General features: G+C 58.7%; 21 protein-coding genes, 1 pseudogene and 1 riboswitch. Of the genes and pseudogenes, 6 read left to right on the forward strand and 16 right to left on the reverse strand.

The window, feature by feature from the left end:
• Positions 1–9: 9 nt before the first annotated feature.
• The 10 genes and pseudogenes from B3397_RS08520 to B3397_RS22540 all read right to left on the reverse strand — a co-directional run.
• Positions 10–999, reverse strand: coding sequence for an alpha/beta hydrolase fold domain-containing protein (locus B3397_RS08520; RefSeq protein WP_296249045.1), 990 nt, complete (start codon positions 997–999; stop codon positions 10–12).
• Positions 999–1439 carry a tryptophan-rich sensory protein TspO gene (gene tspO, locus B3397_RS08525; protein ID WP_296249047.1) on the reverse strand — a complete coding sequence of 147 codons (441 nt, stop codon included), beginning with the start codon at positions 1437–1439 and terminating at the stop codon, positions 999–1001. The genes B3397_RS08520 and tspO overlap by 1 nt, the downstream gene beginning before the upstream one ends.
• Positions 1440–1589: 150 nt before the next feature.
• Complete coding sequence (locus B3397_RS08530) at positions 1590–2726, reverse strand: acyltransferase family protein (protein WP_296249049.1); 1137 nt, start codon at positions 2724–2726, stop codon at positions 1590–1592.
• Between the two features lie 258 nt (positions 2727–2984).
• Positions 2985–4328, reverse strand: coding sequence for an OprD family porin (locus tag B3397_RS08535; protein WP_296249051.1), 1344 nt, complete (start codon positions 4326–4328; stop codon positions 2985–2987).
• Positions 4325–4765 (reverse strand): pseudoazurin, encoded by a 441-nt coding sequence (locus tag B3397_RS08540; RefSeq protein WP_296249053.1) that lies wholly within the window; start codon positions 4763–4765, stop codon positions 4325–4327. Before B3397_RS08540 ends, B3397_RS08535 begins: the two co-directional genes overlap by 4 nt.
• 101 nt (positions 4766–4866) lie before the next feature.
• Positions 4867–5880 (reverse strand): ABC transporter substrate-binding protein, encoded by a 1014-nt coding sequence (locus tag B3397_RS08545; protein WP_296249054.1) that lies wholly within the window; start codon positions 5878–5880, stop codon positions 4867–4869.
• Positions 5881–6017: 137 nt separating this feature from the next.
• Positions 6018–6209: riboswitch (cobalamin riboswitch) on the reverse strand.
• Positions 6210–6316: 107 nt separating this feature from the next.
• Positions 6317–6736 carry an organic hydroperoxide resistance protein gene (locus B3397_RS08550; RefSeq protein WP_296249055.1) on the reverse strand — a complete coding sequence of 140 codons (420 nt, stop codon included), beginning with the start codon at positions 6734–6736 and terminating at the stop codon, positions 6317–6319.
• Positions 6737–6890: 154 nt separating this feature from the next.
• Positions 6891–7364, reverse strand: a complete 474-nt coding sequence (locus B3397_RS08555; RefSeq protein WP_296249057.1) for a MarR family winged helix-turn-helix transcriptional regulator — start codon at positions 7362–7364, stop codon at positions 6891–6893.
• A gap of 89 nt (positions 7365–7453) precedes the next feature.
• A complete protein-coding gene (locus tag B3397_RS22535) occupies positions 7454–8317 on the reverse strand; it encodes a methyl-accepting chemotaxis protein (protein ID WP_414704363.1) in 864 nt (287 codons plus the stop codon).
• Positions 8312–9073 (reverse strand): annotated as a pseudogene (locus B3397_RS22540) (MCP four helix bundle domain-containing protein); the annotation flags it as partial. The gene B3397_RS22535 and the pseudogene B3397_RS22540, both read right to left, overlap by 6 nt.
• Positions 9074–9546: 473 nt before the next feature.
• Between B3397_RS22540 and B3397_RS08565 the strand changes: the two are divergent.
• A complete protein-coding gene (locus tag B3397_RS08565; protein ID WP_296249061.1) occupies positions 9547–10743 on the forward strand; it encodes an MFS transporter in 1197 nt (398 codons plus the stop codon).
• A 17-nt stretch (positions 10744–10760) separates the two neighbouring features.
• The gene (locus B3397_RS08570) at positions 10761–11645 is read left to right on the forward strand and encodes a pyridoxal-phosphate dependent enzyme (protein ID WP_296249062.1); all 885 of its coding nucleotides are present in this window, start codon (positions 10761–10763) and stop codon (positions 11643–11645) included.
• A gap of 359 nt (positions 11646–12004) precedes the next feature.
• Here the strand turns inward: B3397_RS08570 and B3397_RS08575 are convergent, their stop codons facing one another.
• On the reverse strand, positions 12005–13231 hold the full coding sequence (locus B3397_RS08575; RefSeq protein WP_296249064.1) for an MFS transporter: 1227 nt from the start codon (positions 13229–13231) through the stop codon (positions 12005–12007).
• 300 nt (positions 13232–13531) lie between these two features.
• Here B3397_RS08575 and B3397_RS08580 point away from each other — a divergent pair, with 300 nt between their 5' ends.
• Positions 13532–15055 carry a nucleobase:cation symporter-2 family protein gene (locus B3397_RS08580; RefSeq protein WP_296249066.1) on the forward strand — a complete coding sequence of 508 codons (1524 nt, stop codon included), beginning with the start codon at positions 13532–13534 and terminating at the stop codon, positions 15053–15055.
• A gap of 72 nt (positions 15056–15127) precedes the next feature.
• Here B3397_RS08580 and B3397_RS08585 read toward each other — a convergent pair whose 3' ends face one another.
• The 3 genes from B3397_RS08585 to B3397_RS08595 all read right to left on the reverse strand — a co-directional run bounded on the left by B3397_RS08585 (position 15128) and on the right by B3397_RS08595 (position 18355).
• A complete protein-coding gene (locus B3397_RS08585) occupies positions 15128–15586 on the reverse strand; it encodes an Hsp20 family protein (RefSeq protein WP_296249068.1) in 459 nt (152 codons plus the stop codon).
• 138 nt (positions 15587–15724) lie between these two features.
• Positions 15725–16801: an aldo/keto reductase gene (locus B3397_RS08590; RefSeq protein ID WP_296249071.1), complete on the reverse strand. Its 1077-nt coding sequence runs from the start codon at positions 16799–16801 to the stop codon at positions 15725–15727.
• A gap of 99 nt (positions 16802–16900) precedes the next feature.
• Entirely contained in the window at positions 16901–18355 is a 1455-nt protein-coding gene (locus B3397_RS08595; RefSeq protein ID WP_296249072.1) for an IclR family transcriptional regulator domain-containing protein, read from the reverse strand.
• 232 nt (positions 18356–18587) lie between these two features.
• Here B3397_RS08595 and B3397_RS08600 point away from each other — a divergent pair, with 232 nt between their 5' ends.
• From B3397_RS08600 to B3397_RS08610, 3 genes are read left to right on the forward strand one after another with little or no spacing between them, the layout of a single operon-like run.
• A complete protein-coding gene (locus B3397_RS08600) occupies positions 18588–19934 on the forward strand; it encodes an MFS transporter (protein ID WP_296249075.1) in 1347 nt (448 codons plus the stop codon).
• A 10-nt stretch (positions 19935–19944) separates the two neighbouring features.
• Entirely contained in the window at positions 19945–20919 is a 975-nt protein-coding gene (locus B3397_RS08605) for a hydroxyacid dehydrogenase (RefSeq protein WP_296249077.1), read from the forward strand.
• A gap of 34 nt (positions 20920–20953) precedes the next feature.
• Positions 20954–21592 (forward strand): RraA family protein, encoded by a 639-nt coding sequence (locus B3397_RS08610; protein WP_296249078.1) that lies wholly within the window; start codon positions 20954–20956, stop codon positions 21590–21592.
• Between the two features lie 121 nt (positions 21593–21713).
• Here the strand turns inward: B3397_RS08610 and B3397_RS08615 are convergent, their stop codons facing one another.
• Positions 21714–23078 (reverse strand): MFS transporter, encoded by a 1365-nt coding sequence (locus B3397_RS08615; RefSeq protein WP_296249080.1) that lies wholly within the window; start codon positions 23076–23078, stop codon positions 21714–21716.
• Entirely contained in the window at positions 23075–23764 is a 690-nt protein-coding gene (locus B3397_RS08620; protein WP_296249082.1) for a GntR family transcriptional regulator, read from the reverse strand. Before B3397_RS08620 ends, B3397_RS08615 begins: the two co-directional genes overlap by 4 nt.
• Between the last annotated feature and the right edge of the window lie 44 nt (positions 23765–23808).

A 23808-nucleotide genomic window follows, 5' to 3' on the forward strand; every position in this document is an offset into this window, starting at 1 on the left:
CCCCATTGTTCACCCACCCCCTCCCTCAACCCGCGCATTGATCCAGTCCCAACTGTAAGCCAGCACACTGTCCGCCACCCTGGTAGGGAAATGAATGAACCCATGAGGAGACGCTGGCACCCAATGCACCTCAACATCGCTCGACTTCGTCCACCGCTCGGCCAGAAGCAGGGTATCGTCCTGCAGCGGATCCAGTTCACCGACGAACATCAGCGCTGGGGGCATGTCTGTAAAATCACCGTACAGCGGTGACAGCGGCGCCTGTTGGCGTTGCAGGTCATCCAGCTGCGGAGTGAGCAAACGCAGTGCATCTGCCATGCCGGGCCCGTGCAGCACCAGTGTATCCGGGCCGGCGGCGCGAACGCTCGGGGTGCCGGTCAGGTCGTAAACCCCGTAATACAACAACGCGCCACGCACCCGATGCAGCAGGGCAGGCGTTTGCTTGAGGGCCAGCAGCGTAGCGGCGGCAAGATGCCCGCCTGCCGACTCACCCACGAGCACAACCGGCAAGTCGGCAAACTCGCCGCTCTGCTCGCTCAACAACCAGCGTGCCGCACACAGGCAGTCCTGCATCAACCCTTGAACAGGGGTGGTTACCGCCAGGCGATAGTCCACCGAGACCACAATCACGTCGCAGGCATTGACGATGCCGACGTTGAGGTCGTCATTCATCTGCGCATTGCCGATCACCCAGCCGCCACCATGAATATCCAGCACGATACCTTTGGCCGGGCCTTTGGGTCGGATGATGCGCACGGGCACTTGCAGGCCCCCGCCGCCGACCAGTTTTCGCTCAGCGCTCAGCTCGTGTTTGCGCAACACGTCCGGGCCGCCGATTTGCCCGGCGCGCAGCAAAGTCTGGATGAGCAGCGGGGTGATGCGGTTACGGATTCGGAACCGCGGCAGCCGCGCCAGCTTTCTGTTGAAGGCCTGTACCTGGGCCAAATCCCCTTCGGTCACGGGCCAGGTCGACGCGATATTGCGTTCGCCAGGCTCCATCAGCGGTTGTTGCGCAGAATAGAGAAGTTCAGAGCGGCAGCAATACACAGCCACACCACATAGGGAAACAGGATCAAGCCGGTGATCACATCCAGGCGCATGGCCAAGACCACCATGGTGGCGGCAACGATCCACAGCAGGCTGATGATGACCATGCCGGCGACAATTCTATGGGCGCCGAAGAACACCGGGGTCCACAGGGTGTTCAGCGCAATCTGCGCTGACCAGAGCGCTAGTACCGTCTGGCTTTCGGGTATCAGGGTCAGGCGGTAGCCGGCCCAGGCCAGCAGCAGATAGATGATCGTCCACGCCACCGGGAAGGCCCAGTTGGGCGGGGTAAAGCGAGGTTTGACGAGGGATTCGTACCAGGCGCCAGGCTTGAAAATGATGCCAGTGCTGGCGGCGGCGGCGCAGGCGAGGAGGAAAATCAGAAAGGTCATCAGCATTCCTTGGCGCGGGTGGTTCGATTGGATGAACAGGCTTTGTCGGCCTTCCTAGAGAGGACGTCTGGCAGCGGGAAAAGTTTGCCCGCACCTTTTGTTCTGCCGAAAAAAAGCCCGCACGGGGCGGGCTCGATGATGGGTTTGCAATCAACCTTGGGTGGTCACGGGGGCAGCGGTGCCACGCTTGCCGAGATAGCGGCCGACTTCGATACCCTTGAGCTCGATCAGCCGATAGCTGATGGCCGACACCGCCACGATCACAACGAGGATTCCCAGCAGCAGGAGATTATCGGCCCATCCACGGTGCAGGGTCACATAGGCCACGCTGCCGTCCCCTGGAAAACTGACCAGCGCGATTCCCAGCGCCTTGCCCGCTTGAGTCAGTATCACGGTAACCAGAAACAAGACCACGGCGTGGGTCATGTAAATGGAGTACGACAGTTGGCCCAGCAGTTCGAAAGGTCGCCGGCGCATTAGCCCAGAGATCATCCCGCCATCAAAGGCAAACACCAATACCGACAAACAGAACAGCAGGGTCAGGACGGTTTCCTGGTGCGCCATGGGGGTCACCATGGCCAGGGCTACCACGGCCACACTGGTCACTTCGAGCACGGTGAAGGCCCCGGACGCCAGGGCCACCTCACGCAAGGCGGTATACAGGCGATAGGTCACGGCACCGGCAAAGAAGCACGACAGGCCCAGCCATACCATGGGGGTCAAGCCCGGATAGCCGAGCGTGGTAGCCAGCAGGGCAGCCCCGGCCAGGGCCGCGAAGAGCCAGCCCGCCTGGCGCTGGAACGTCAGCATCAAGAGGGCGAAGATCAGGTAAATCCAGTATTCGACGCTGATGCTCCAGGCCGGATAGTTGAACGACATCGGGTCGAACGTCGGCCACCAGGCTTGCACCAGCAGCAGATTGGGCAGTATCTCCTCCGGCGCACGCTGCCCGGTGAAGCTCGGCTTGCCGAACGCCATGCCGCGTTGTTCAGCCAGGAATTTGGCCACTTCCAGCGCTATGGCGATCACCAGCATGACCACATGCAGGGGGTAGAGCCTGAAGGTTCGGCTGATCACAAATGTCTTGAATTGCTGACCCGAGGCGAGGCGTTGGGCATAGGTATGCATCATCACGAAGCCACTGAGCACGAAGAAGAACCCCACCAGATAGTGGGCGCTGCGAAAGAACGCCAGCTCTCCGAAGCTTTGGTAGATGTGCACGTGATAGACCGCGACCGACATGGCACACAGGCCTCTGAAGCTGTCCAGCGCGTGGAATCGTTTCATGTGAGCTCCTGCGGCGTCAGCCTCGGTGATCTTCGAGATGCGGAGACGGTGGGGAATCAGTGCAGCCCTATTGCGGGTATAGGGGCTGGATTGGGCTGGGAGGGCAGTTGGCAATCAGGCAGAAAAGCTACCGCCAGGGCTGTGGTGAACAGCGCCGGGGAGAAGGGCGGTTTGGGGGGAGACGTGTCGAGTATAGCCAGGCTCTCGGTGGAGGCCAATGGGGGGGAGGGGACCATCCACACTGATCCCCCCCGCCTGTCAAAACCGCCCCGTAATCGGATACTCCACAGCAACGCGCACCTGCTCCCCATCCAGCTCCGCCTGGGCGGTGTTACCGCGATGGAGGTTGTGCCGCAGCGAAATAGTGGTGCCCTTGGCGGCACCCCCTTGCACTACATAGCGAGCTTCCAGATCCCGCTCCCAATGCCTGCCGCCCTTGCCATAGCCCAGGTACGCATAACCGCCGCGCGGATCGACGCCGCTGCCGTCGATCTGGCTGCCGCGTATGTAGGCAGCGCTCAGCACCAGCCCCGGCAGGCCCCACTGGGCCATGGCCAGGTCGTAACGGGCTTGCCAGGATTGCTCGTTGGGTGCGTTGAAATCGGACATCTGCACGGCGTTACCGATGAAGATCGCACCGCGGGTGACGTAGTCGAACGGCGTATCGCCATCCACTTTCTGGTAGCCCAGGCTGAAGCTGTGCGAGCCCTGGGCGTAGGTGGACATCAGGCTCCAGGTGGTGTTGTCGATTCGGCCCGAAAGCGCCTTGCCCTGGTCGGTGGTGCGATACAGGTTGAGGTTCAGGGTGATCGAACGGTTGTCATCCAGTGCCTCGACGAAGGTCCCGCCCAGGTAGTGCTGATTCCAGGTGTCCTGGTAACGCGAGGTGTAGAGGCTGGTGGTCAAATGCTTGCCCGGTGTGTACACCACGCCGGCCAGGTCGAACGCATCGCCTTTTACGGCATTGGAGTAGTTCACCACGAAGCCTTGGTCGTGGCTGCTGGCGTTGCGGTCCGTGCTCTCGGTGAAGTGGCCGGCAACCAGCCTGACCTTGTCGAACTCGTTGCTGTTGAGGAACACGCCTGTCGCGGTTTCCGGCAGCAGGCGGCTGTCGGACGAGCTGAACACTGGCGTCTTCACCCGCTGTTCGCCGATCGAAAGCACGGTCGACGACAGCCGCAGCTTCAGGGCCGCGCCGCCACGGCTGAATTCGCTCTTGGTATGGCCCTCGTTGTCCAGCCCCAGCAAACGGGCCTTGCCCGCGCGACCGCCGCCGCTGTCCAGTTGAGCGCCGAAGTAGCCATGGGCATCCACTCCCACACCGATCAGGCCTTGGGTAAACCCTGATTGCAGCGTGCCCATCAAGCCGTAGCCCCATTCCTCGGCATAACCATTACGTTCGGCTCGTGGTTTGTAGGCATTGCGGGCACCGCTGTTGCTGGCGCCGTTGCGGTACTCGCGGTTGTCGTAAACCGTGCGGTTGAGCAGGCTCCAGGTGCTGTCTTCGACAAAACCGTTGGCCTGGGATTGAGCGGAGTCGGCCAGCGCCAGGGGGCTGGCGAAGGTGGCGAGCAAGGCGCAGCGCAGGGGCAGGGCAGTCATTTCAAACTCTCTTCACGTTGCACAATGGCATCAAGGCGTTGGATGGCGCGTTCCGGCAAAGCCGTTGGCATTACTGGCGTCGAACCGTTGGAGGCGCCGACCTGGATCAGCATCACCATGCCCATCGCCAGGTGGGGGAGGCATTGGATACCGTAGAGTCCAGGGGTGTCGAAGGTCTGCTCTATCTGCTGGTTGATCTTGCCCATGAAGGGGGGTGCGCCGGCGGGCCATAGGGCCGGTAGTGATGCAGCGTTGTGACCGCTTTGCGAAGGGATGAATCTGACCGTATCACCCGGTGCGATGCTCAGGTAGTCCGGCTCGTACACCATGGCGCCGCCGGCGCCGCGGTTGAGCATTTTCACTTCGTGGATTTCGGCTTGCGCCGAGGTGCAGAGCAGGGCCGCACAAAACAGCAGTAGCGGGAATAACAAACGCATGTTCGGGTATCCATACAATCGGGTGCGACACACGGGGCGAGTGTTCGCTGGTGTAGGCCAGCGCGAGGAAAGGTCGGGCCGGCGCCAAATCGAGGACGCGGTCATTCAGGCAGCGGGTAGCTGTTGATCGCGTTTGCCAATGTTTCGATGCCGTCGAACATACGCAGGCTGGCCTGCATGGCATGGGCGTCGAGAATGATGATGCGGTTGTTCTTCACCGCGTCCATGTTGCGGGTCACCGGGTCGCTGCGCAGGTATTCGAGTTTTTTCAGATAGTCGTCAGCCGGGAAGCGGCGACGATCCATGCGGGCAATGACCAGGAACGTCGGGTTGGCCTTGGCGATGGTTTCCCACCCTACGGTCGGCCATTCCTCATCGGACTCCACCACATTGCGCACACCCAACGTCTGCAGCATGAAGTCTGGAATGCCCTTGCGCCCAGCCACGTAAGGCTCGATTCCGAGGTCCGCACTGGAGAACCAGAACAGTGCGCTGGTCTGCTTCGCGCCCTTGTTCTTCAGCGTGGTGGTGGCCTTGACCAAGGTCGACTTCAGTTCGGCGTTGAGTTGTTCACCCCGAGCCTGAACATCGAAGATTTCCGCCAGCTGGCTAATGCTTTTGTACAGGCTGTCGACCTGGAAGGGCTGAAGGCGCGTACCGTCGGCGCCGACCATGTTGTCTTTGCCCTCGCAATCGGAAGGCATCAGGTAAGTGGGAATGTTGAGCTCATGGAACTGTTCTCGGGTGCCTACCACGCCTTGCGCACCGATCATCCACTCGAACTGCACCGCCACCAGTTCGGGCCGCATGCCAATCACCGACTCGAAGCTGGGATCATTGTTGGCCAACCGCTTGACCTTGTCGTCCTGCGCCTTGAACTTGGGCAGTACGTCGTTGAACCACAGCGAGGTACCCACAAGCTTGTCACCCAAGCCCAGCGCGTAGAGCATTTCAGTGCCCGATTGGCCGATGGTGACCGCTCGATCGGGGGCATGCTCAAAGGTCAACGCACTCCCGCAGTTCTGCACGGTGAGCGGGTATTGGGTGGGCGCGGCCTGCACCAGCGGGGACAAGCCCAAGGCAAGGGCGAGAGGGACAAGACGGGTCAACCACATGATGCAATCTCCATTTGAACCGTGCACAAAGCGCAGGTGTACGGTCTGGAATTACATCGACGAGCGCAGCGCCATAGCGCTACAAGCCCATTGGCTGGGCGCAGTCAGGATGTCCTTCCCGGACACCCCGCCGGTTAGTGATGTTTGCTTGGCCGGCAGGTCTCCTGACTGATGCGTCTTCGCCGGCTCCAGCCTTCCCGGGTGTATCCCAGTGGCAGTTCAGGAGCAGGCTCGGCATCTACAGTTGCGGGGGCAGTTCCGTTTGATGCCGCAAGGCATCTCGGATTCCCTATTAATCCCATTTGGAAACCGGCGGCGGCATGGTAGACGATTGCTGCACCGGTTAAAACCATCCAATGCGGCGTATCGCACTGAGCATCGATATCCAAACGAAAAACCCGGCCTTGGGCCGGGTTCGTTTCGCGTGCGTGATGAGTTAAACGGTCACGTGCAGTCGCACGTCGACATTGCCGCGAGTGGCGTTGGAGTACGGACAGACCTGGTGCGCTGCGTCCACCAACGCTTGCGCATCGGCCTGCTCAAGGCCGGGCAGGTTGACGTTCAGGTCGATGTCCAGACCGAAGCCGCCTGGGATCTGGCCAATGCCTACGTGAGCGGTTACGGACACGTCCGCCGGGATGCTGCGCTTGGTCTGGCCAGCCACGAACTTCAATGCACCGATGAAGCAGGCCGAGTAACCCGCGGCAAACAGCTGCTCCGGGTTGGTGGCTTCACCACCGGCGCCGCCCAGTTCCTTGGGAGTGGCCAGTTTGACGTCGAGAATCTTGTCGCTGGAAACAGCACGGCCATCACGGCCACCGGTAGCGGTTGCGACTGCGGTATAGAGAGTTTGCATGCTTGCTCCTGAACTGTCGGACTGACTGAAATGAGTTTCTGTAAGCGCGCCAATGTTTGGTTCGCTAATCAGATGGAGCTAAATCTACTCCGCTAATATTTAGCGCGCAAGTCTTTTTTCGCTGTTTGTCGAACCTGATTCTCAATCTGATAGGTCAAAGGCCGTCGTGCAACTGCGCCCTCAGCTTCAAAAGGCTCTTCTGCATGTCCCGCAGTTGCTCCTGATTCAGACCACTGGCGGCGAGCACGCATGCCGGGATGCGTTTCGCCCTGTCATACAGCGCCTTTCCTTGTTCACTCAGGTACAGCCGGACCACCCGCTCGTCTTCCTTGCCGCGTGTACGATGGATCAGCCCCTCTGCTTCGAGACGCTTGAGCAGCGGCGTCATGGAACCCGGATCGGTCAGCATACGCGCACTGATATCGCTTACGGTCAAACCGTCCGTTTCCCACAGCACCAGCATGGTCAGGTATTGCGGGTAGGTGAGGTTCAGATCCAGCAGCAGGGGCTTGTACACCTTGGTCATCATCAGTGACGTGGAGTACAGGGAGTAACACAGTTGGTTTTGCAGGAGCAGATCGGCGCATTGACCGGTTGGGGCAGAAGGGGAGTTGTCGTCGGCGTTCATGGGCGGTCCTGCATCGGGAAAGCGGGTAATTTAGCGCTCGTATCTTTAGCGCGCAATATAATTGCCCGGTTCCCGATCGGTGCTGTCAATCACACCTTGAAGCGGCTGGTCATTGTTTTCAACTGCGTGGCCAGGCGTGACAAATCGTGGCTCGCGGCGCTGGTCTGCTCGGCACCGCGAGATGTCTGGTGGGACAGATCGCGGATGCGCATGAGGTTGCCATCCACTTCGCGCGCAACTTGAGCCTGCTGCTCCGCGGCCGTGGCGATGACCACATTGCGTTCGTTGATGACTTCCACGGCTGCAGTGATCAGGTGCAGGGCGTGATCGGTACGGTTGGCGCGATCCAGGGTTTCAGTGGTTTGCTCGGCGCTCGACTGCATCGCGTCCACGGTTTCCTGAGTCGACAGCTGCACGGTGCCGATAAGCGACTCGATTTCCCGGGTCGATTCGCGGGTCCGATGGGCCAGGGCCCGCACTTCATCGGCCACCACAGCAAAGCCGCGACCGGCTTCACCGGCTCGCGCCGCTTCGATGGCAGCGTTCAGGGCCAGCAGGTTGGTTTGCTCGGCCACGGCACGAATGACATCCAGCACCTTGCTGATCTCCACCGTCTGCGCAGCCAGACTCTGCACCCGGCCCGACGTGGTGTTCACGCGGGTCACCATGGTGTTGAGGGAAGTGATGGTCTGGCTCAGTTCGCTCTGGCCTTGCTGAGCGGTGTGCGAGGACGCTTTGGATTCATTGGACGTGGAGACAGCGTTGCGGGCTACTTCCTCGATGGCCGCGCTCATCTGGTTGAACGCAGCCGCGGCCTGGTCGATTTCGCGATTCTGCAGCAACAGCCCCTCGGTGCTTTGCGCCATGACCTGGCTCATTTCCTCGGCGGCGCTGGACAACTGTTCGGTGGACTGGGAAATCTCACTGATCGTATTGCGCAGGTTCGCCTGCATCAGGCTCAACGACTGCAACAGCTGCGCGGGTTCATCCGTACCGGAGCTGTCGATGTCGCCAGACAAATCATTGCCGGCAATACGTTTGGAGGTCGCCAGTGCGGTGCTCAGGGGTTTGTTGATGCTCAAGCTGAAGCGCCAGCTCAACAGCACCGAGGCCGCGACCGCCAGGCCGATGGCAATCAGGGTGATGAGCCGGGCCTGGTCGCTGGTCTGCGCTGCTGCAATGGCCGCCGTATGAGCCTGCTCGCGTTCTAGACGGTTGAGCAGCTCGGTCTGTTCGTTGATGGTGGTGCCAAAGGCGCCCATGGCCCGCAACTGCGCGGCGGCATCTTCAGTCCGCCCGCTTTCCATTTGCTTCAACTCGACGGCCACGCCTTCCTTGTAGGACTCGTACGCCCGCGACAATGTGCTCAGCGCTTCACGCTTGGCAGAGGTGTCCGCACTGGCGCGGTAGTCCGCCAGGTTCTTGTCCACCACAGCCTTGAGTGCAGCAATGGTTTCCGCCGCCTTGGCGTGGTCAGCCTGGGTGGTGAACGTGTGCACCTGATAGGCCGTGATACGCAGCCGAGAGATGTTCAAGCCCAGCTCGTTGCTCAGGTTGATGCCCTGAATGGAGCGGGTCTCCATCTCTTCCAGCGTGTGACGAATCTCGCTCATCTGCGCCAGACAGAAAAGCCCGAGGCCTGCCAGCATCGAGATCATCATGGCGAAACAGAGGAGGGTACGAGCAGGGATCTTGAGCTTTCTTAGCATGTGGGCGTGCCCGAAGGCGTCTCAGCTTTCGCAGCACCGAGAAATTCTGCCGTGTGGCTGGCATCTGTCCATGGCATCAGGGGCTGCTGGAGGTGTACTAGAAATCAATTTCTGTACAGGGGTTGTGCTGGTTGGAGGTGCAAATAATAGGAAGGTTCAGCCATGCCAGTAAAAAAAGTGGCTAACTGACATCACTCGCGCAGCGGGTCTGATTCGTCGCTGGGCCGCACCGCAGACGCATCCTCGTATCAAGAAACAATTCCGAATTTCCCTGCAAGCCAAGGCCGTGCAAGCTGCACGACCTCTGAGCCTTTGTGAAGCTCATCTAATGGGTGTGGTGCTGGCACGACGTCAGGTACCGCTAGCAGATACAGACCTGTGGTAAGGCGCATCACGTTTGAAGCCCGCCTAGCTGAGTAGTGCAGGTGTTGGTGCGATTAGGGAAGCCGTATAAACCTATAAAAAGGGACTAAATGATGATCTCTGAAAAACTTCCACTGAAGACCTATCTGTATTTTTTGGCTCAGTCTATCAATCTCACGGCTGCCGTCATGTCGGTAACGATGGTGGCGGTAATAGGCGCCCAACTTGCGCCATCCCCGCAATGGTCAACGTTGCCCTACGGCATGCAGTTTCTCTCGCTGATGATAGCAACCTATCCGGCATCGAAATTTATGAGTCTCTACGGCCGGCGCGCTGGCTTTCACATGGGCAATCTATCACTGGCATTATCTGGAGTAACCGGCTTTCATGCCTTGCAAACGGGAAGCTTTAATTGGCTTCTGATATCTCACGCTGCGCTGGGAAGCTACATTGCCTTCGCGAACTTCAATCGATTTGCCGCAACCGATGGGGTCGGAGACGCTTTAAAGGCAAAAGCCATTTCCCTTGTCGTGGCCGGTGGGGTAGTGGCGGCTTTCATTGGCCCCCTGGTGGCGACTTCGCTTCGATCCGCTGGCGGCTTTAGCGACTTTGCTCTCTGCTACGGCTTTTTTGTGCCACTGGCGATCGTATCCGCCGCTGTGAACCAGATGACGCCGGTCGCTGAGATAAAGCATGTAGGCGATCGTGCAACACCTGAGCTTCTTCGAACGAGATCCAGCCGTGACTTGGCGCCACCTATCGTTATTGCCGCGATGGGGTATGGTCTTATGAATTTGCTCATGATCCAGGCCTCTTTACAGATGGCCGCTATGCATACGCATTTTCAGACCATTGGAACTGTAATCCAATGGCACGTATTCGCTATGTTCGCGCCCTCCTTTGTCACGGGATACCTTATTTCCCGTATGGGCATCAATATCCTGATAGTGCTTGGGCTTGGGCTACTGTCATTGTCTGCACTTATAAATCTTCTTCACCTATCAGAATCTTCAATCTGGATTGCGTTGGTCGTTCTGGGGTTGGGGTGGAACTTTACCTATGTAGCGGGAGGCGCGCTGCTTGCCCAGCGGCTTGGCGACCATAAAGATGCCATGAAAATTCAAGGCATCAATGACTTGGTTATCGCGGTGCTGGCGACTGCTGGGGCTTTTCTTCCAGGCATGCTGCTTGTCTGGCTAGGGTGGAGCGGTACCAACGCTGGGGTAGCGATTCTGGCGTTGGGCCTGATTGGGTATTTTCTGGTCTCCATACGGCGGAATGCAAGATTCGCGGAGGTAGACCAATGACACTTAGGCAAAGCCTTATGATCCGTCCAGGACTTGTCATTAAACTTGAGATGAACAATCCTGGAGGAAGTCATAAATATAGAGCTGCCCGCCACATAATAGAATTAGCCATAGAGTCGGGCGGCATTGTGCCTGGCCGGACAACAATAATTGAAAAAACCGGAGGAAATTTCGGCTTTGGTCTATTGGCGGTATGTCAGCGTTATGGGATACAGGTGGATTTGGCAGTAGGCCTAAGCTATAGCGCAAGGAAGAGGGAGCTGCTTGCCGGTCTCGGCGCAAATCTCATCGGCCAAGACATGCTAGCGGAGGGGGCATCGCCTGCAAAGGTGGTGGAATACTTCCTTGATAGCCGAACCCGCTGTGATAAAAAATATTTCTATACCGATCAGTTCAGCAATGCCTTGGGTGTTGAAGCTCATCAGATGGACACAGGAAGAGAATTTGCGGATCAAATCAGGGCTGTCAGCAAGGCTGTGAACGTGGTGTTCGTCGGTTGCGCTGGCACAGGAGCCAGCTTCACAGGAGTGTGTAGGGGGTTGTGCGACGGTGGTTTCAAGGTAGAGGCTCATCTGATAGAACCCGCGCAGTGTGATACCCGTTCGGGTCAGTTTAGCGACCATCGATTTGAAGGAATAGCGGTAGGTGTTGCGCCGCCATTCCTAGATTGGGGATTGGTACATCGCGTTCACAAGGTGACGATCAAAGAGATGGTCGATGCCCAGCGATGGGCATATGGTCAACTAGGGATTTACATCGGCAACAGTTCGGCGGGATGCTTAGCAGTGGCTCGTAGCTTACATTGCGAGATTGACCCAGGTGACACTGTCGTTGCGTGCATCTCATATGACAGTGGGCATTGGTATTCAGATATGACGTCCGCACCTCGCGATCCAGCTTAGTAAGAACTGATGGACTATAGGCGTTAGACCACGCGCTAGTGCCGAGGCGAGAACGTGATGTGGCACGCCAAGTTAGTCAACACGACTGCCGCGTGTATCTGCCATGCACCAGGTATCCATAGGTACGTGCCATCTGTTTCTGAGGTGCTACTAAGCGATAGGAATTCTTGCCAAATGGGGGCGGCGCGATCAGTCAGAACGGCGAGGATGCCGGTACCGCCATATGGACCAGCGGCGGCGGCAACCTCTTAGCTTCTGGGCAGGTTCGGGTGCACAGTCAGTGCACGGCCACTCCGTCCTTTAGGACGCCATACGCGATCGGGTAGCGTGGTGAAGCGCTCCAGGGTGGGAGTGCGCGATCAACCGGGCTGGGCTACCAGCCCATTGCTGACACTACGCCCCAACACCAGCACCGTAGCAAAACCGCAGCCCACCAACGCTGTGGCCAGACTCAACAGCACCGCGCTGCCCAGTTGGTCGACGATCATTCCGCCGAAGAACGAGCCCAAGGCGATGATCACCTGGAACAACGCCACGAACAGGGGCATGCCGCGCTCCACGTCCTTGGGCGCCACCACGAACATCCAGATGCTGGCGCAGGCGGGGAAGGCACCGAAGGCAAAGCCCCAGAGCGCGATCAGCATGGCGGCGCCGGTCATGCCGGTTGCGAAGTAGGGGAACAGGGCGGTGCTGGTGCCGATCAGCAATGCAACCAGCAGCAGCGTGTGACGTACGCTGCGGTTGGCAGCGAAACCGGCGAACACATTACCGATCACCCCGGCTACCCCGTAAAGCAGCAACAGCGAGCCAATGGTCGGCCCGTCGAAGCCTGAGCTTTGCTTGAAGAAAGGCGCGACATAGGTGTAAGCGGCAAAGTGCGCCAGTCCTATCAGCAACACCGCGATCAAGCCCACTCGAGCCTGTGGATTGATGAACAGGGCCGGCAGGTCGCTGATGCGGATGGCCTTGTCCGGGGTCAGGCGCGGCAGCAGAAAGATCTGCGCCAACAGCACCGGGATGCCCACCAGCGCGGTGACCAGAAACGTCATGCGCCAGCCCATCAAACCACTGAGCCAGGTGCCCACTGGCACGCCCAGCACGGTAGCCAGGGTCACACCCACCATAATGATCGAAGTGGCCTGGGCGACTCCGACGCCCCGGGGCGCCAGTCGCCCGCTGAGGGCAATTGCCGTCGCCCAGAAGCCACCGATACTGATGCCCAACAGTACGCGCCCGAACAGCAGCAAACTGAAGTCGCTGGCATAGGCCACTACCGAGTTGGCGATGATCATGATCAGTGTCAGGCCGATCAGCAGATAGCGACGGTCCATGCCGCCAATCGCCACTGAGAGCAGGGGGGCCGCAAGGGCAGCCATGATGCCGGGCAGGGTCACCATCAAACCGGCGTGGCCGGCGCTGATGCCCAAGTCACTGGCCACGTCGTTGAGCACACCTACCGGCAGAAACTCGCTGGTCACCAGGGCGAAGGCACCCACCGCGACTGAAAGAATGGCCAGCCACTGCTGTTTGACACTTTGCTGACTATGTTCGGGAAGGCTCTGGGAGGCCTGGCTGGGATTTGGCATGGTGCTGAATTCCATAGGGGATATCGCCTGAAGGCAGGCGAGGGGAGAGCGGGGAGAAAGTGCGGCGATTATAGGGGGCGATTGTGGCAAACGTAGAGCCGGCCGGTTTGATAGTCATCATCAGTGCTATCGATGAGTCGCACTAAAGTCCCAGGCTGCTTCCTTCCGAAAATCGGTCGTCATGCCGAGACTGCGGCTTGCCCCGCGGTCTCGGTATGATAGATTGTATACAAAACAATGGACACATTGAGGCAATACTGAATACAGTACCTGACAACAAAAAAACTGGGTACCACCACCATGACAATGTCCCCAACCGCTGCTGTCCGTCCCGAAGACGAAAACCTCGGCCTGTTCGCCAACATGGCATACGGGCTTCAGCATGTGCTGACCATGTACGGAGGCATCGTCGCGGTGCCGTTGATCATCGGCCAGGCGGCGGGACTTTCGCCCGCAGAGATCGGGCTGCTGGTGGCCGCATCGCTGTTTGCCGGTGGGCTGGCAACGCTGCTGCAAACACTGGGTGTACCGTTCTTCGGCTGCCAGCTGCCGCTGGTGCAGGGGGTGTCGTTTTCCGGGGTCGCGACCATGGTGGCGATCGTCGGAAGTCAGGAGGGCGGAGGTGTCGCATCGATTCTCGGTGCCGTCATGGCCGCCTCACTGATCGGGCTGCTGATCACTCCGGTGTTCTCGCGCATTACCCGGTTTTTCCCACCGCTGGTCACCGGCATCGTCATTACCACCATTGGCCTGACGTTGATGCCGGTAGCAGCACGGTGGGCCATGGGCGGCAACAGCCATGCCGAAGACTTCGGCAGCATGGGCAACATTGGCCTGGCTGCACTTACCCTGATATTGGTGCTGGTGTTGAGCAAGGTCGGCAGCGCTACCGTTTCGCGCCTGTCCATTCTTCTGGCCATGGTGATCGGCACCGGGATCGCCACGCTGCTGGGCATGGCTGACTTCTCCACGGTCAGCGAAGGGCCGATCTTCGGCCTGCCGAGCCCCTTCCACTTCGGGGTGCCGACCTTCCACGTCGCGGCGATCATTTCCATGTGCATCGTGGTCATCGTGACATTGGTGGAAACCTCGGCCGATATTCTTGCCGTGGGAGAAATCATCGACACCAAGGTGGACGCCAAGAGACTGGGCAACGGCCTGCGCGCCGACATGCTGTCCAGCCTGCTGGCACCCATCTTCGGTTCGTTCACCCAGAGCGCCTTCGCCCAGAACGTCGGTCTGGTGGCCGTGACCGGGGTTAAAAGCCGCTACGTGGTGGCCACCGGCGGGGTGTTTCTGGTGATCCTCGGCCTGCTGCTGGTGATGGGCCGTGTCATCGCCGCGGTCCCCACTTCAGTACTGGGCGGCGCCGGTATCGTACTGTTCGGCACCGTAGCCGCCAGCGGTATTCGTACCCTGTCGAAGGTCGACTACCGCAACAACATGAACCTGATCATCGTCGCCACCTCGATCGGCTTCGGCATGATTCCGATTGCTGCGCCGAACTTCTACGATCATTTCCCGACCTGGTTCGCCACCATTTTTCACTCCGGTATCAGCTCGTCAGCCATCATGGCGATCTTTCTCAACCTGGCTTACAACCACTTCACGGCCGGCAACTCCGACCAGCAGTCGGTGTTCGTTGCCGGCACCGAACGTAGCTTGCAGTATCGCGATGTCGCAGCGTTGCGGGATGGGGACTATTTCAGTGGGGGTAAGCTGTATAACAAGGAGCACCAGGAGATTCCGCTGGTAGGCAAGCCTGGCGCGCTGCAGGCCAGCGGGCAACCTGGGGCGATGACTGCGGCTTCCGAGCATTCCTGAGAGACGCCGCGGCGAGATCAGGGCGGTATCGAGTGTAAAAAAAAGGCGCTCCGAAGAGCGCCTTTTCACAGGTTACTGCGCGTTTACCGCCTTCAGGTCAGGCTTGTCAGCCCCACCTATGCTGATGCGCCGAGGTTTGGCCTCCTCCGGCACCACTCGCAGCAAGTCGATGCTAAGCAACCCGCTCTTGAGTGAAGCGCCCTGCACCTCGATGTGATCTGCCAAACGGAACGACAACCGGAATGCCCGTTGGGCGATGCCCTGGTGCAGGTAGGTGACGCCGCCATCAGTTTCACGCTTGCCACCGGCGACAGTCAGAACGCCTTTCTCGACTTGAATATCCATGTCCTCCTCGGCCAATCCAGCGGCGGCGATAACAATGCGGTATTCGTTATCACCGTGCTTCTCGACGTTATGAGGGGGATAGGCATTCCCGGCCTCGCTACGGAGCGCCGATTCGAACAGGTCGTTGAAACGATCAAAGCCTACGGACTGGCGGAACAGGGGAGCCAGTGAAAGGGTAGTAGCCATTGCGAAATCTCCTGAGGTTTCTCCAAGTGATTTGAAACGCGGCCCGATTTCGGCACCGCGTAATCCGAATGTATGAACGGAGAAAAAGCTTTCAAGAGGCGCAAGGAAAATTTTTTTTAGAAATCGATGCGCAACGCTCTACTTGTCCTTGCGCGCGTCCATCGTCTTCTGGTGTTCAGCCAGGAACGGCTGTTCGGCCACATCGAAGCGGTCTATGCCTGCGGTGAATCGATGCCAGTACGGATACAGCGGCTGCCGGCGGGTGATGGCTTCGATGCGCGAAGTTTGTTCCGACGTCAGCTTCAGATCCACTGCGGCCAGATTGTCACGAAGGTGCTCTTCAGTCCGCGCACCGACGATCAGCGAAGTGATGCCCGGGCGATCCTTGAGCCAAGCCAGGCAAACCCGTGCCACCGAGACGCCGTGTTCTTCGCCTACGGCCGCCAGCGTTTCGATGATGTCCAGCGCGCGCTCCTGATCATGCACGTAGGGCTCCGGCCAATCGGTACCTTGACGGTGTCCTTCGGACGGCTTCTGCCCTCGACGGGTCGTACCCGTCAGCAGGCCTTCGCCCAGCGGCGCCCACACCAGCGTACCCACCGATTGATCCAATGCGAGAGGTAGCAACTCATACTCGGCTTCCCGCGACTCGGGGGTGTAGTAGATCTGCTGAGTGATGGGTTTGATGAAGCCGTTGAGCTCGGCTTTGCCGAGCGTCTTCATCATCTGCCAACCGGTGAAATTGCTGGTACCGAAGTAGCGAATCTTTCCCGAGTTGACCAGGTGAGTCAGGGCTTCGAGCGTTTCCTCGATGGGTGTCAGACCATCCCAGTTATGAAGCTGGTACAGATCCAGATGGTCGGTGCGAAGGCGTTTGAGGCTCGCCTCGCAAGCGCGAATCAAGTGGTAGCGCGACGACCCTGAGTTGTTCGGATTGTCGTCGACCGGACTGCGACCTTTGGAGGCCAGGAGGATGTCGTTGCGCTTTTCCCCCAACGCCTGACCCACCACTTCCTCTGCCAGGCCGTGAGAGTAAAGGTCGGCGGTGTCGATCATGTTGACCCCGGCCTCGAAGGCGATGTCGAACATCCGCTTGGCGGTTGGGACATCCACCGCCCCGCATTTGGCAAACTCGGCACGGCCCCCGAATGGAACGGTACCCAGCACGATTTCGGATACAAGCAGGCCGGAATCACCTAGCTGTCGATAGTGCATATTGCTCTCCCAGATCACATAGAACGTGTGTGTCTGAAAGGCAGAAGTACGAGAAGTTTGAATTGATTTCGGTGCGGGTGTCAGTGCGTTCTGCTTGATTCACCTTTCGCGGGCATTCAACCCCAATGAAAGCAATCGACCAATTTTTGCGCTGGCCTCCAGCATGCGCTGAGTGAGACCTGGCAGGTCGCGGTCATCTTTGCGGTATTGAGGGATGGTGGCTGAAATGGAGCCTTTGATCACGCCATCCACGAAAAACGGCACAGCCAAACCAAAAGCCCCTGGTACGCGTTCGCCGCTGCCTGTCGCCCAACCGCGCTCGTGTATGCGCTTTAGCTCATCGGCCAGGGCGGCTCGGGAGGTGATAGTGGTATCGGTCAGTTTGACCAGATCGATGCACTTCACGGTCTCCGCGTCGCAGTAGGCGAGAACCGCCTTTCCCGCCGCGCCGGCGTAAAGAGGAACTTCAGTTCGCACGGCCAATTGATATTGGATTGGCCGCCAACCCTGTATCACTTCTACGAACTCGGCCCGCTTCGTGTTGGCATCATAGGAAAGGATAGCGATGGTTTCCCCTGTCTCCTGAACCAGATCCTGTACCGTCGACCGAGCCAGACAGACGATATTTTCGCAACGCCCAATCCTCGTCGCCCATTGATAGAGCTTGGGTCCAGGAAACAAAGTGCCCTCAACAGAATTTACGATTTCCGTGTACGCGCCCGACTCCATGAGTCGCTTTCCGGTCGCCATATTACAGAGCAGCTGATCGTTCAGATCCGAAGTTATCGGCAGGCCATCAGGTGAACTGCAGGCCAGCAAGAGGAGCCTTTCCAGGCGCGTCGTAGTGGATTTGTGGTCTTCTATGACATTGCAAGAATAGCGCGGATTGGGCGCCCGCAAACTGGCTGCCACCTGCTTGGCCAGGGTATCAGTGAGCTCATTGACCTCGCGGTCGAGCTTCTCTGTAGGCGTAGCGGTTCGCCCATGTACCGAATGTAGCGAGACGGCAATCAACAGGCCATTTCCCAACACGGTAGTCGATACTGAAAACGGTTGTGGAAACTCAACTTCCGACAGGTAAACCGACTTATCCGATACCGGGTCTTCGACCGCTGTGTCCCAATGTTCGGCGCAGTGCTTCTTGAAGGCTCGACCCAGGTCTCCGAAGCTCAGCGGGTACATCACGCCGAACTCAGGTCTGAACATCAAGGAGGATTTCGGCTGCTCGCAAGCGGCGACGAAATAGCCCTGGCTGCGAGGGCAGCTTATCGAGATAAGTGCAGTGGCATTGGATGTTTCGGCTAGTTGGCCGAGTGCTACAGCGCTTGACGCGAGCCATGAACCTGACCCGATCAGCGAGTGGGTTAGCACGCACAATCGTGGCCCAAGTTGATATTTCCCGGTGCCGACTTCCACAGCAAGTTCTCGCTCGACAAGAGCCAGCAGAATGCGATTGACGGTTGAGCGGCTCTCCCCGAGTTCGGATGCAAGTTCCCGCACACCCCAAGGCTCGGCACGGTTACGTCGAACGAGTGCGTCCAGTACCTCAATCAACCGTGTGTGCGTCGATGTCCGAGCGTCGGCCAGTACTGGAGGGGGAAGGGGGTCTACGTCTGCCATTTCGATTCGAACCGAATGTGGGCCCCTATTGTGACCGGATGCGCCACCGAACCGCAAATCGCGGCCCTGTTGACAACCCATGAAAGGTTATGGATGCTAGGAAAAACAAGAGTAGGACGATGTCCCATTTTTTGAAATGGCATGGTCCAACAACCCCGGAGTGCCCATGAACAATAACAACGCTGTAGCAGGCGCAACCGCCTTGCCGGTCGAGCAATCAGAGCAGGCCAGAAAAGCAAAGAAAGCCACGAGGGCGGCCGTATTCGGGACGTTTGTCGAGTACTACGACTTCAGCGTCTACGGTTACGTGGCGGCCACGCTGGCAATGGTTTTTTTTCCGTCGGATAACCCCACCACCGGCTTGCTCAATACCTTTCTGGTGTTTGGCTCCGCCTTCCTGGTCCGTCCGCTCGGCGCCATCGCCTTCGGCTGGCTAGGCGATAGGGTTGGCCGGCGGACAAGCTTGATTGCCAGCATCACGTTGATGGGAGCTGCGGCAACACTGATCGGTCTGTTGCCTGGCTATGCCCAGATAGGTGTTTGGGCGCCCATTCTGCTGGTGGTGCTGCGCATGCTTCAGGGCTTCTCGGCAGGCGGGGAGATCGGCGGTGCCGCCAGTTATATCCGTGAGTGGGCACCTCCCCGTCGGCGTGCCTTGTACATCTCGTTTCTGCCCTCCATCGCACAGTTTGGCAAAGGCCTTGCAGCCGCGATCGCGGGCCTGGCTGCCGCGACATTGACCGATCCCCAGATGTTGGAATGGGGCTGGCGCATACCGTTTCTCCTGGCGTTGCCGTTGGGCATCATCGGCTTGTGGATGCGTCTGAGCATTGAAGACAGCCCAGAGTTCGAGTCGAAGAAACAGGACGCCAGCGCTAAAAGACAGCAACCTTTTTCAGACCTCATTCGCAATTATCTGCGGCCGTTGATCAAAGTGATGTTGATCGCTTTGGTGCAGAACGTAGGGACTTATATCGGTACCGTATTCATCGCAGCGTACTTCAGCTCCATCCTTGGTTATTCCAAGGGGCAGGCCTCCACTATCGTGCTGATCGCCGTGATCCTCGCAGCGTTCCTGATCCCGGCGGCAGGCCAATTGGGCTCTTATCGCGGCGGTAGATCGCTGCTCAAGATGTCTTACGTGGCCTACGCCATCCTCTCGATCCCATCGTTCTGGCTGATGCAGCAAGGGTCGGTAAACCTCGCCTGTGCAGGTCTGGCGCTCGGCATGATTCCCTACGCCCTGTGCCAGGCCGGCACCTACTCCGTAATGCCCGAATTCTTCCCGACGGATGTGCGCCACACCGGGGTTGCATTTGGTCATAGCGTTGGCGCCGTCGTGGGTGGCGGTCTAGGGCCTTATCTGGCGACTTGGCTGATCGGTGCGACCGGTGACCAATTCACGCCTGCTGACATACTTTGTGTCGCCGGCATCATCGGCCTGATCGTCATATCGACTGTACGCAAAAACGCACCGACCTCAGACGACACCCATACACATCAATTCTCATAAGGTGACGGTCATGCCGCTTATCTACGTTACAAGTGCGATCCACGAAGATGTCTTGAAAGCGCTTTCCCACTTGGGCGATGTTCGTTTGGGATACGGGTCGAACGCCGTTCCCTACCAGGAAATCCAGAACCAGGTAGACGCCGTATTTCTCCGTGGGGGACACCTGTCCGCAGAGATGATTGCCGCTTCGCCAAAGCTGCGAATCGTCGCTCGACACGGTGCAGGCTACGACAACGTCGACTTCAGGGCAGCAGAGGAGCTTGGTGTGTGGGTGACCAATACACCGGGGGAAAACAGAAGAAGCGTTGTGGAGCACGTGTTCGCGTTGCTACTGGCCATCAGTCGCAAGATTCTGCTCACGTCCGATCAGACCCGCAACAGCATTTGGGCCGCCGACAGGCTTTCTCTGACCGGTATAGAACTGCAGGGCAGGACACTGGGTCTTGTCGGTTTCGGTGATATCGGCCGCCACGTGGCGCCTGTGGCCGAGGCATTTGGAATGACGGTTATCGCCACGGACCCCGCCTATGATTCCAGTGATGACGAGCGCATTGTCGATCTCGATACGCTCCTGGCCAACTCGGATGTGCTCAGTCTGCATGTGCCTCTTTTGTCCAGCACTCGCAACCTTATCGGCAAGCAGGAAATTGCAAAGATGAAGGAGGGCGCGATCCTGATCAACACCAGCCGGGGCGGGGTGATGGACGAATCCGCAGTTGCCGAGGCGCTGAAGTCCGGTCAACTTGGCGGGGCCGGGATTGATGTGCTGGATGCCGAAAACCACGACATGATTTCCCCGTTCAAGCACAACACCTTCCCCGTCGCCGATCTGCCGAACTTGATTGTGACCCCCCATGTAGCGGGGCAAACGAACGAGTCGTTACTGCGCGTTGGCATGAGCGCCGTTCGCGCCATTGCGGCAGTGCTGTCAGGGGCTGCACCTGATCACCCAGTCAACAGGCCCATCCCGAAAGCCGTCCATTGAGTCGCTTCATTTATTGATAGGTATCGAGGTCATCATGTTTATCAGCGTATCCGATGAAAGCATTGTCGTGAGCGACAACTGGGAACGTGCCCCCCTGCACTTGATCGAGGAGATTTCGAACTATCCAGTCGCGCTCATTGGCGATGTGCTCCAACGAATGGGCATGATGGCATCGTCCATCCGCCATGTGGCTGGCAAGACGTCGTTCTTTGGCACGGTGCTTCCACTTCTGACAAGAGAGGGCGATAACCTGGCGATCCATAGAGCTTTGGATGACGCTCAGCCCGGGGACGTCCTGGTCATCAACGGCAATGGGGAAACCAATCGTGCCGTATTCGGCGACCTGTTAGGCGAAGTCTGTCTGGCGCGTAAAGTCGCTGCTGTTGTTATCGATGGAGCTGTCCGGGACGTCGAGGAGCTCGACATCATGGGTCTGCCCATCTATGCCCGTGCGGTCAACCCAGCCGGCCCGTCCAAGTACGGTCCAGGTCAAGTCGGTGCGCCTGTGGCCTGCGGCCACGTCGTCTGCTATGCGGGTGACGCGATCCTGGGTGATCGCGACGGCATTGTGGTTATCCGCCGTGACATCCTCCCAACGTTGGCCAAGAAGCTGAAGTTGCAGGATGACATCGAGAACGATTTTCGTGAGCGGGTGCGGGCGACTGCTTTGTAATATTTATGGGGAATCTGGTGCGGCCGCCGGAGCACCAGCGCCACAGAGCAGGCTGGTGCTCGGCAAGGTCGGACTGCCTATCAGGGATGCATATCTCTGAATTCCCGGCGCCGAACCTGCTTCAGCGCGAAATACTGGATCTGGTACTTCTGCTTTGTTTGCTGCAGGCAAACCACATCAGTGCACCGACCAGCAGTGACCCCAATTGCAAAGCGCACGCGTACCAAAGTAATTGCGGGATAGGGGTAAGTCGACTTGTTTGCCCCTGGCTTAGCGCAATCCCTACCATCACCGCCCCAAGTGCCTGGCCAATGAGTCGCGCAGCACTGAGCAGCGCGGCCGTGCGTGCAGAATGTTGCGCGATGGCATTGGTGAGGATTTCCCGGTTGTTAGGAGACTGAAACAAGCCAAAGCCGATCCCGCACAGGGCGGTGCGCCATATGATGTCAATGGGTTGGGCGTTGGCAGGAAGGCTGGCAAGCGCTGCCAGGCCCAAGGCCAATATTGAGATACCTGCACAGGCCACAGCGCGAGGACTCCCTCGGTCTGCCCATTTGCCGGCGCATGGCCCGATGAGGGCTGTCGCAAGTGGCCACGCGACGAACAATCCCGCTGCGGCCATCGGGCTGAATCCCAGTTCTTGCTGGAATGCCAGTGGGAGGGCGATGAAGGCGCAGCTTTGCCCGATAAAAGCGATGACCGACGCCATAAGGGCGTAGTCCAAGCGCAGATTGGAGAACAGGCTCAGGGGCAATATCGGTGAATGGGTCCGATGCTGATGCCAGATGAAAATACTGGCCAATAACAGTCCGGGGACGCCTAGCCAAGTGCTTTCGGGACTCAAATACCATTTCAGTAGCACGCTCGCGGTGCCGATGAGCAGCAAGGCACCCACCCCGTCGAAGCGACTGCCGATGGACCGCTTTTCTGGTAGATACACCCAGCCGAGCCACAGCGCAGACAGAGCAAGAAGCGGACTCAGGGCAAACAGCCAGCGCCATGAAAGGAACGTCAGAATCAACCCGCTGATGGCTGGGCCCGTTGTCGTCGCCACGGCAACGAACAGAGCATTGAAGCCCAGTGCCGACCCCAACAGCTTTGCCGGGAAAATTTCTCGTAGCAGCACTAGCGAGCTGCACATGATGGCGGCACTGGCGCAGCCCTGAATTGCACGCAGAACAATCATCTCCCAGAGTTCGCTACTGAGGGCGCAGCCGGTAGCAGTCAGGGCAAACGTCAGCAAACCGGCGTAAAAGACTCGGCGATGGCCAAGTACGTCCCCCACAGCAGCGCAGGGCAGAATGGCAATTGAACAAGCCAGCAGGTTTGCTTTGCTCAGCCACAACACATCGCCGATACCCAGCCCAAGGCTATCGGCGATGGTCGGCAGGGCCAGGTTGATGGCGCTCATGTCCAGAACGGCAATGACCGTAGCCAGTATCAGTGCCGAAAAAGCCCAGCGCCGTTGACTTCGATCAAGGCTCAACGTGCGAGCCAGATGTCTGCACCACGCTCGATCAAGCCCTTGGCGGTCTGTAGGAAGTGGGCACCGATAAGCTCGATCGTGAGTTCGATATCACGACGGGTCACGGCATCGAGCAGGTGCCTATGCTCGTCGTCGAGATCGCGCTCATCATGATGAATCATGGACGCAGCGATCAGGCGATAGCGTTCGCCCTGAACGTGCAGTTGTCCGCGTAGCTTGAGCAGCCAAGGGCTGTCACAGGCAGAAATGATGGTGTCATGAAAATGATTGTGCGCGCTGTACCAGGCCGTTGAGGGTAGGGCCTGGCGATGACCGTCACGGGCGGGCGTGTGCATCAGGCGATGATAGGCACCGACCACGGCAGACTCCCATTCAACGTCACCGAGCGTTAGCGAACGTCGAATGCACAGCCCTTCGATGTCGATGCGTACATGGGTCAGGTCGAGCAGTTCGGACGCAGACATCGGCGCCACTCTGAAACCACGTTGGGGTGTAGCGACTACCAGATTCTCGGCACTCAGCCGCGTCAGGGCCTCGCGTACCACGCCAGTACTGACGTGCATTTCATCGCTCATCAGACTGATTTTCAGCTTTTCACCCGGTTTCAGCTGACCTGTCACCAGTCTCACACGCAGGTGTTGATACACGGTTTCGATGACCCCGAGAGGGGATTTGGTAATGGTCATGCTCAGCTGTCCGTGTCTGGTTCGCCGCGATGGGCCGCCTTGAA

Origin of the sequence: Pseudomonas sp. UBA4194 (assembly GCF_002379585.1) — a bacterium.
In the GTDB taxonomy this organism is placed as follows: Bacteria; Pseudomonadota; Gammaproteobacteria; order Pseudomonadales; family Pseudomonadaceae; genus Aquipseudomonas.

What these genes read in the sequence shown, in the direction of transcription:
- B3397_RS08520 (WP_296249045.1), bottom strand. Translation starts at nt 999, where the DNA reads ATGGAGCCTGGCGAACGCAATATCGCGTCGACCTGGCCCGTGACCGAA.
- tspO (WP_296249047.1), bottom strand. Translation starts at nt 1,439, where the DNA reads ATGACCTTTCTGATTTTCCTCCTCGCCTGCGCCGCCGCCGCCAGCACT.
- B3397_RS08530 (WP_296249049.1), bottom strand. Translation starts at nt 2,726, where the DNA reads ATGAAACGATTCCACGCGCTGGACAGCTTCAGAGGCCTGTGTGCCATG.
- B3397_RS08535 (WP_296249051.1), bottom strand. Translation starts at nt 4,328, where the DNA reads ATGACTGCCCTGCCCCTGCGCTGCGCCTTGCTCGCCACCTTCGCCAGC.
- B3397_RS08540 (WP_296249053.1), bottom strand. Translation starts at nt 4,765, where the DNA reads ATGCGTTTGTTATTCCCGCTACTGCTGTTTTGTGCGGCCCTGCTCTGC.
- B3397_RS08545 (WP_296249054.1), bottom strand. Translation starts at nt 5,880, where the DNA reads ATGTGGTTGACCCGTCTTGTCCCTCTCGCCCTTGCCTTGGGCTTGTCC.
- B3397_RS08550 (WP_296249055.1), bottom strand. Translation starts at nt 6,736, where the DNA reads ATGCAAACTCTCTATACCGCAGTCGCAACCGCTACCGGTGGCCGTGAT.
- B3397_RS08555 (WP_296249057.1), bottom strand. Translation starts at nt 7,364, where the DNA reads ATGAACGCCGACGACAACTCCCCTTCTGCCCCAACCGGTCAATGCGCC.
- B3397_RS22535 (WP_414704363.1), bottom strand. Translation starts at nt 8,317, where the DNA reads ATGCAGGCGAACCTGCGCAATACGATCAGTGAGATTTCCCAGTCCACC.
- B3397_RS08565 (WP_296249061.1), top strand. Translation starts at nt 9,547, where the DNA reads ATGATGATCTCTGAAAAACTTCCACTGAAGACCTATCTGTATTTTTTG.
- B3397_RS08570 (WP_296249062.1), top strand. Translation starts at nt 10,761, where the DNA reads ATGATCCGTCCAGGACTTGTCATTAAACTTGAGATGAACAATCCTGGA.
- B3397_RS08575 (WP_296249064.1), bottom strand. Translation starts at nt 13,231, where the DNA reads ATGCCAAATCCCAGCCAGGCCTCCCAGAGCCTTCCCGAACATAGTCAG.
- B3397_RS08580 (WP_296249066.1), top strand. Translation starts at nt 13,532, where the DNA reads ATGACAATGTCCCCAACCGCTGCTGTCCGTCCCGAAGACGAAAACCTC.
- B3397_RS08585 (WP_296249068.1), bottom strand. Translation starts at nt 15,586, where the DNA reads ATGGCTACTACCCTTTCACTGGCTCCCCTGTTCCGCCAGTCCGTAGGC.
- B3397_RS08590 (WP_296249071.1), bottom strand. Translation starts at nt 16,801, where the DNA reads ATGCACTATCGACAGCTAGGTGATTCCGGCCTGCTTGTATCCGAAATC.
- B3397_RS08600 (WP_296249075.1), top strand. Translation starts at nt 18,588, where the DNA reads ATGAACAATAACAACGCTGTAGCAGGCGCAACCGCCTTGCCGGTCGAG.
- B3397_RS08605 (WP_296249077.1), top strand. Translation starts at nt 19,945, where the DNA reads ATGCCGCTTATCTACGTTACAAGTGCGATCCACGAAGATGTCTTGAAA.
- B3397_RS08610 (WP_296249078.1), top strand. Translation starts at nt 20,954, where the DNA reads ATGTTTATCAGCGTATCCGATGAAAGCATTGTCGTGAGCGACAACTGG.
- B3397_RS08620 (WP_296249082.1), bottom strand. Translation starts at nt 23,764, where the DNA reads ATGACCATTACCAAATCCCCTCTCGGGGTCATCGAAACCGTGTATCAA.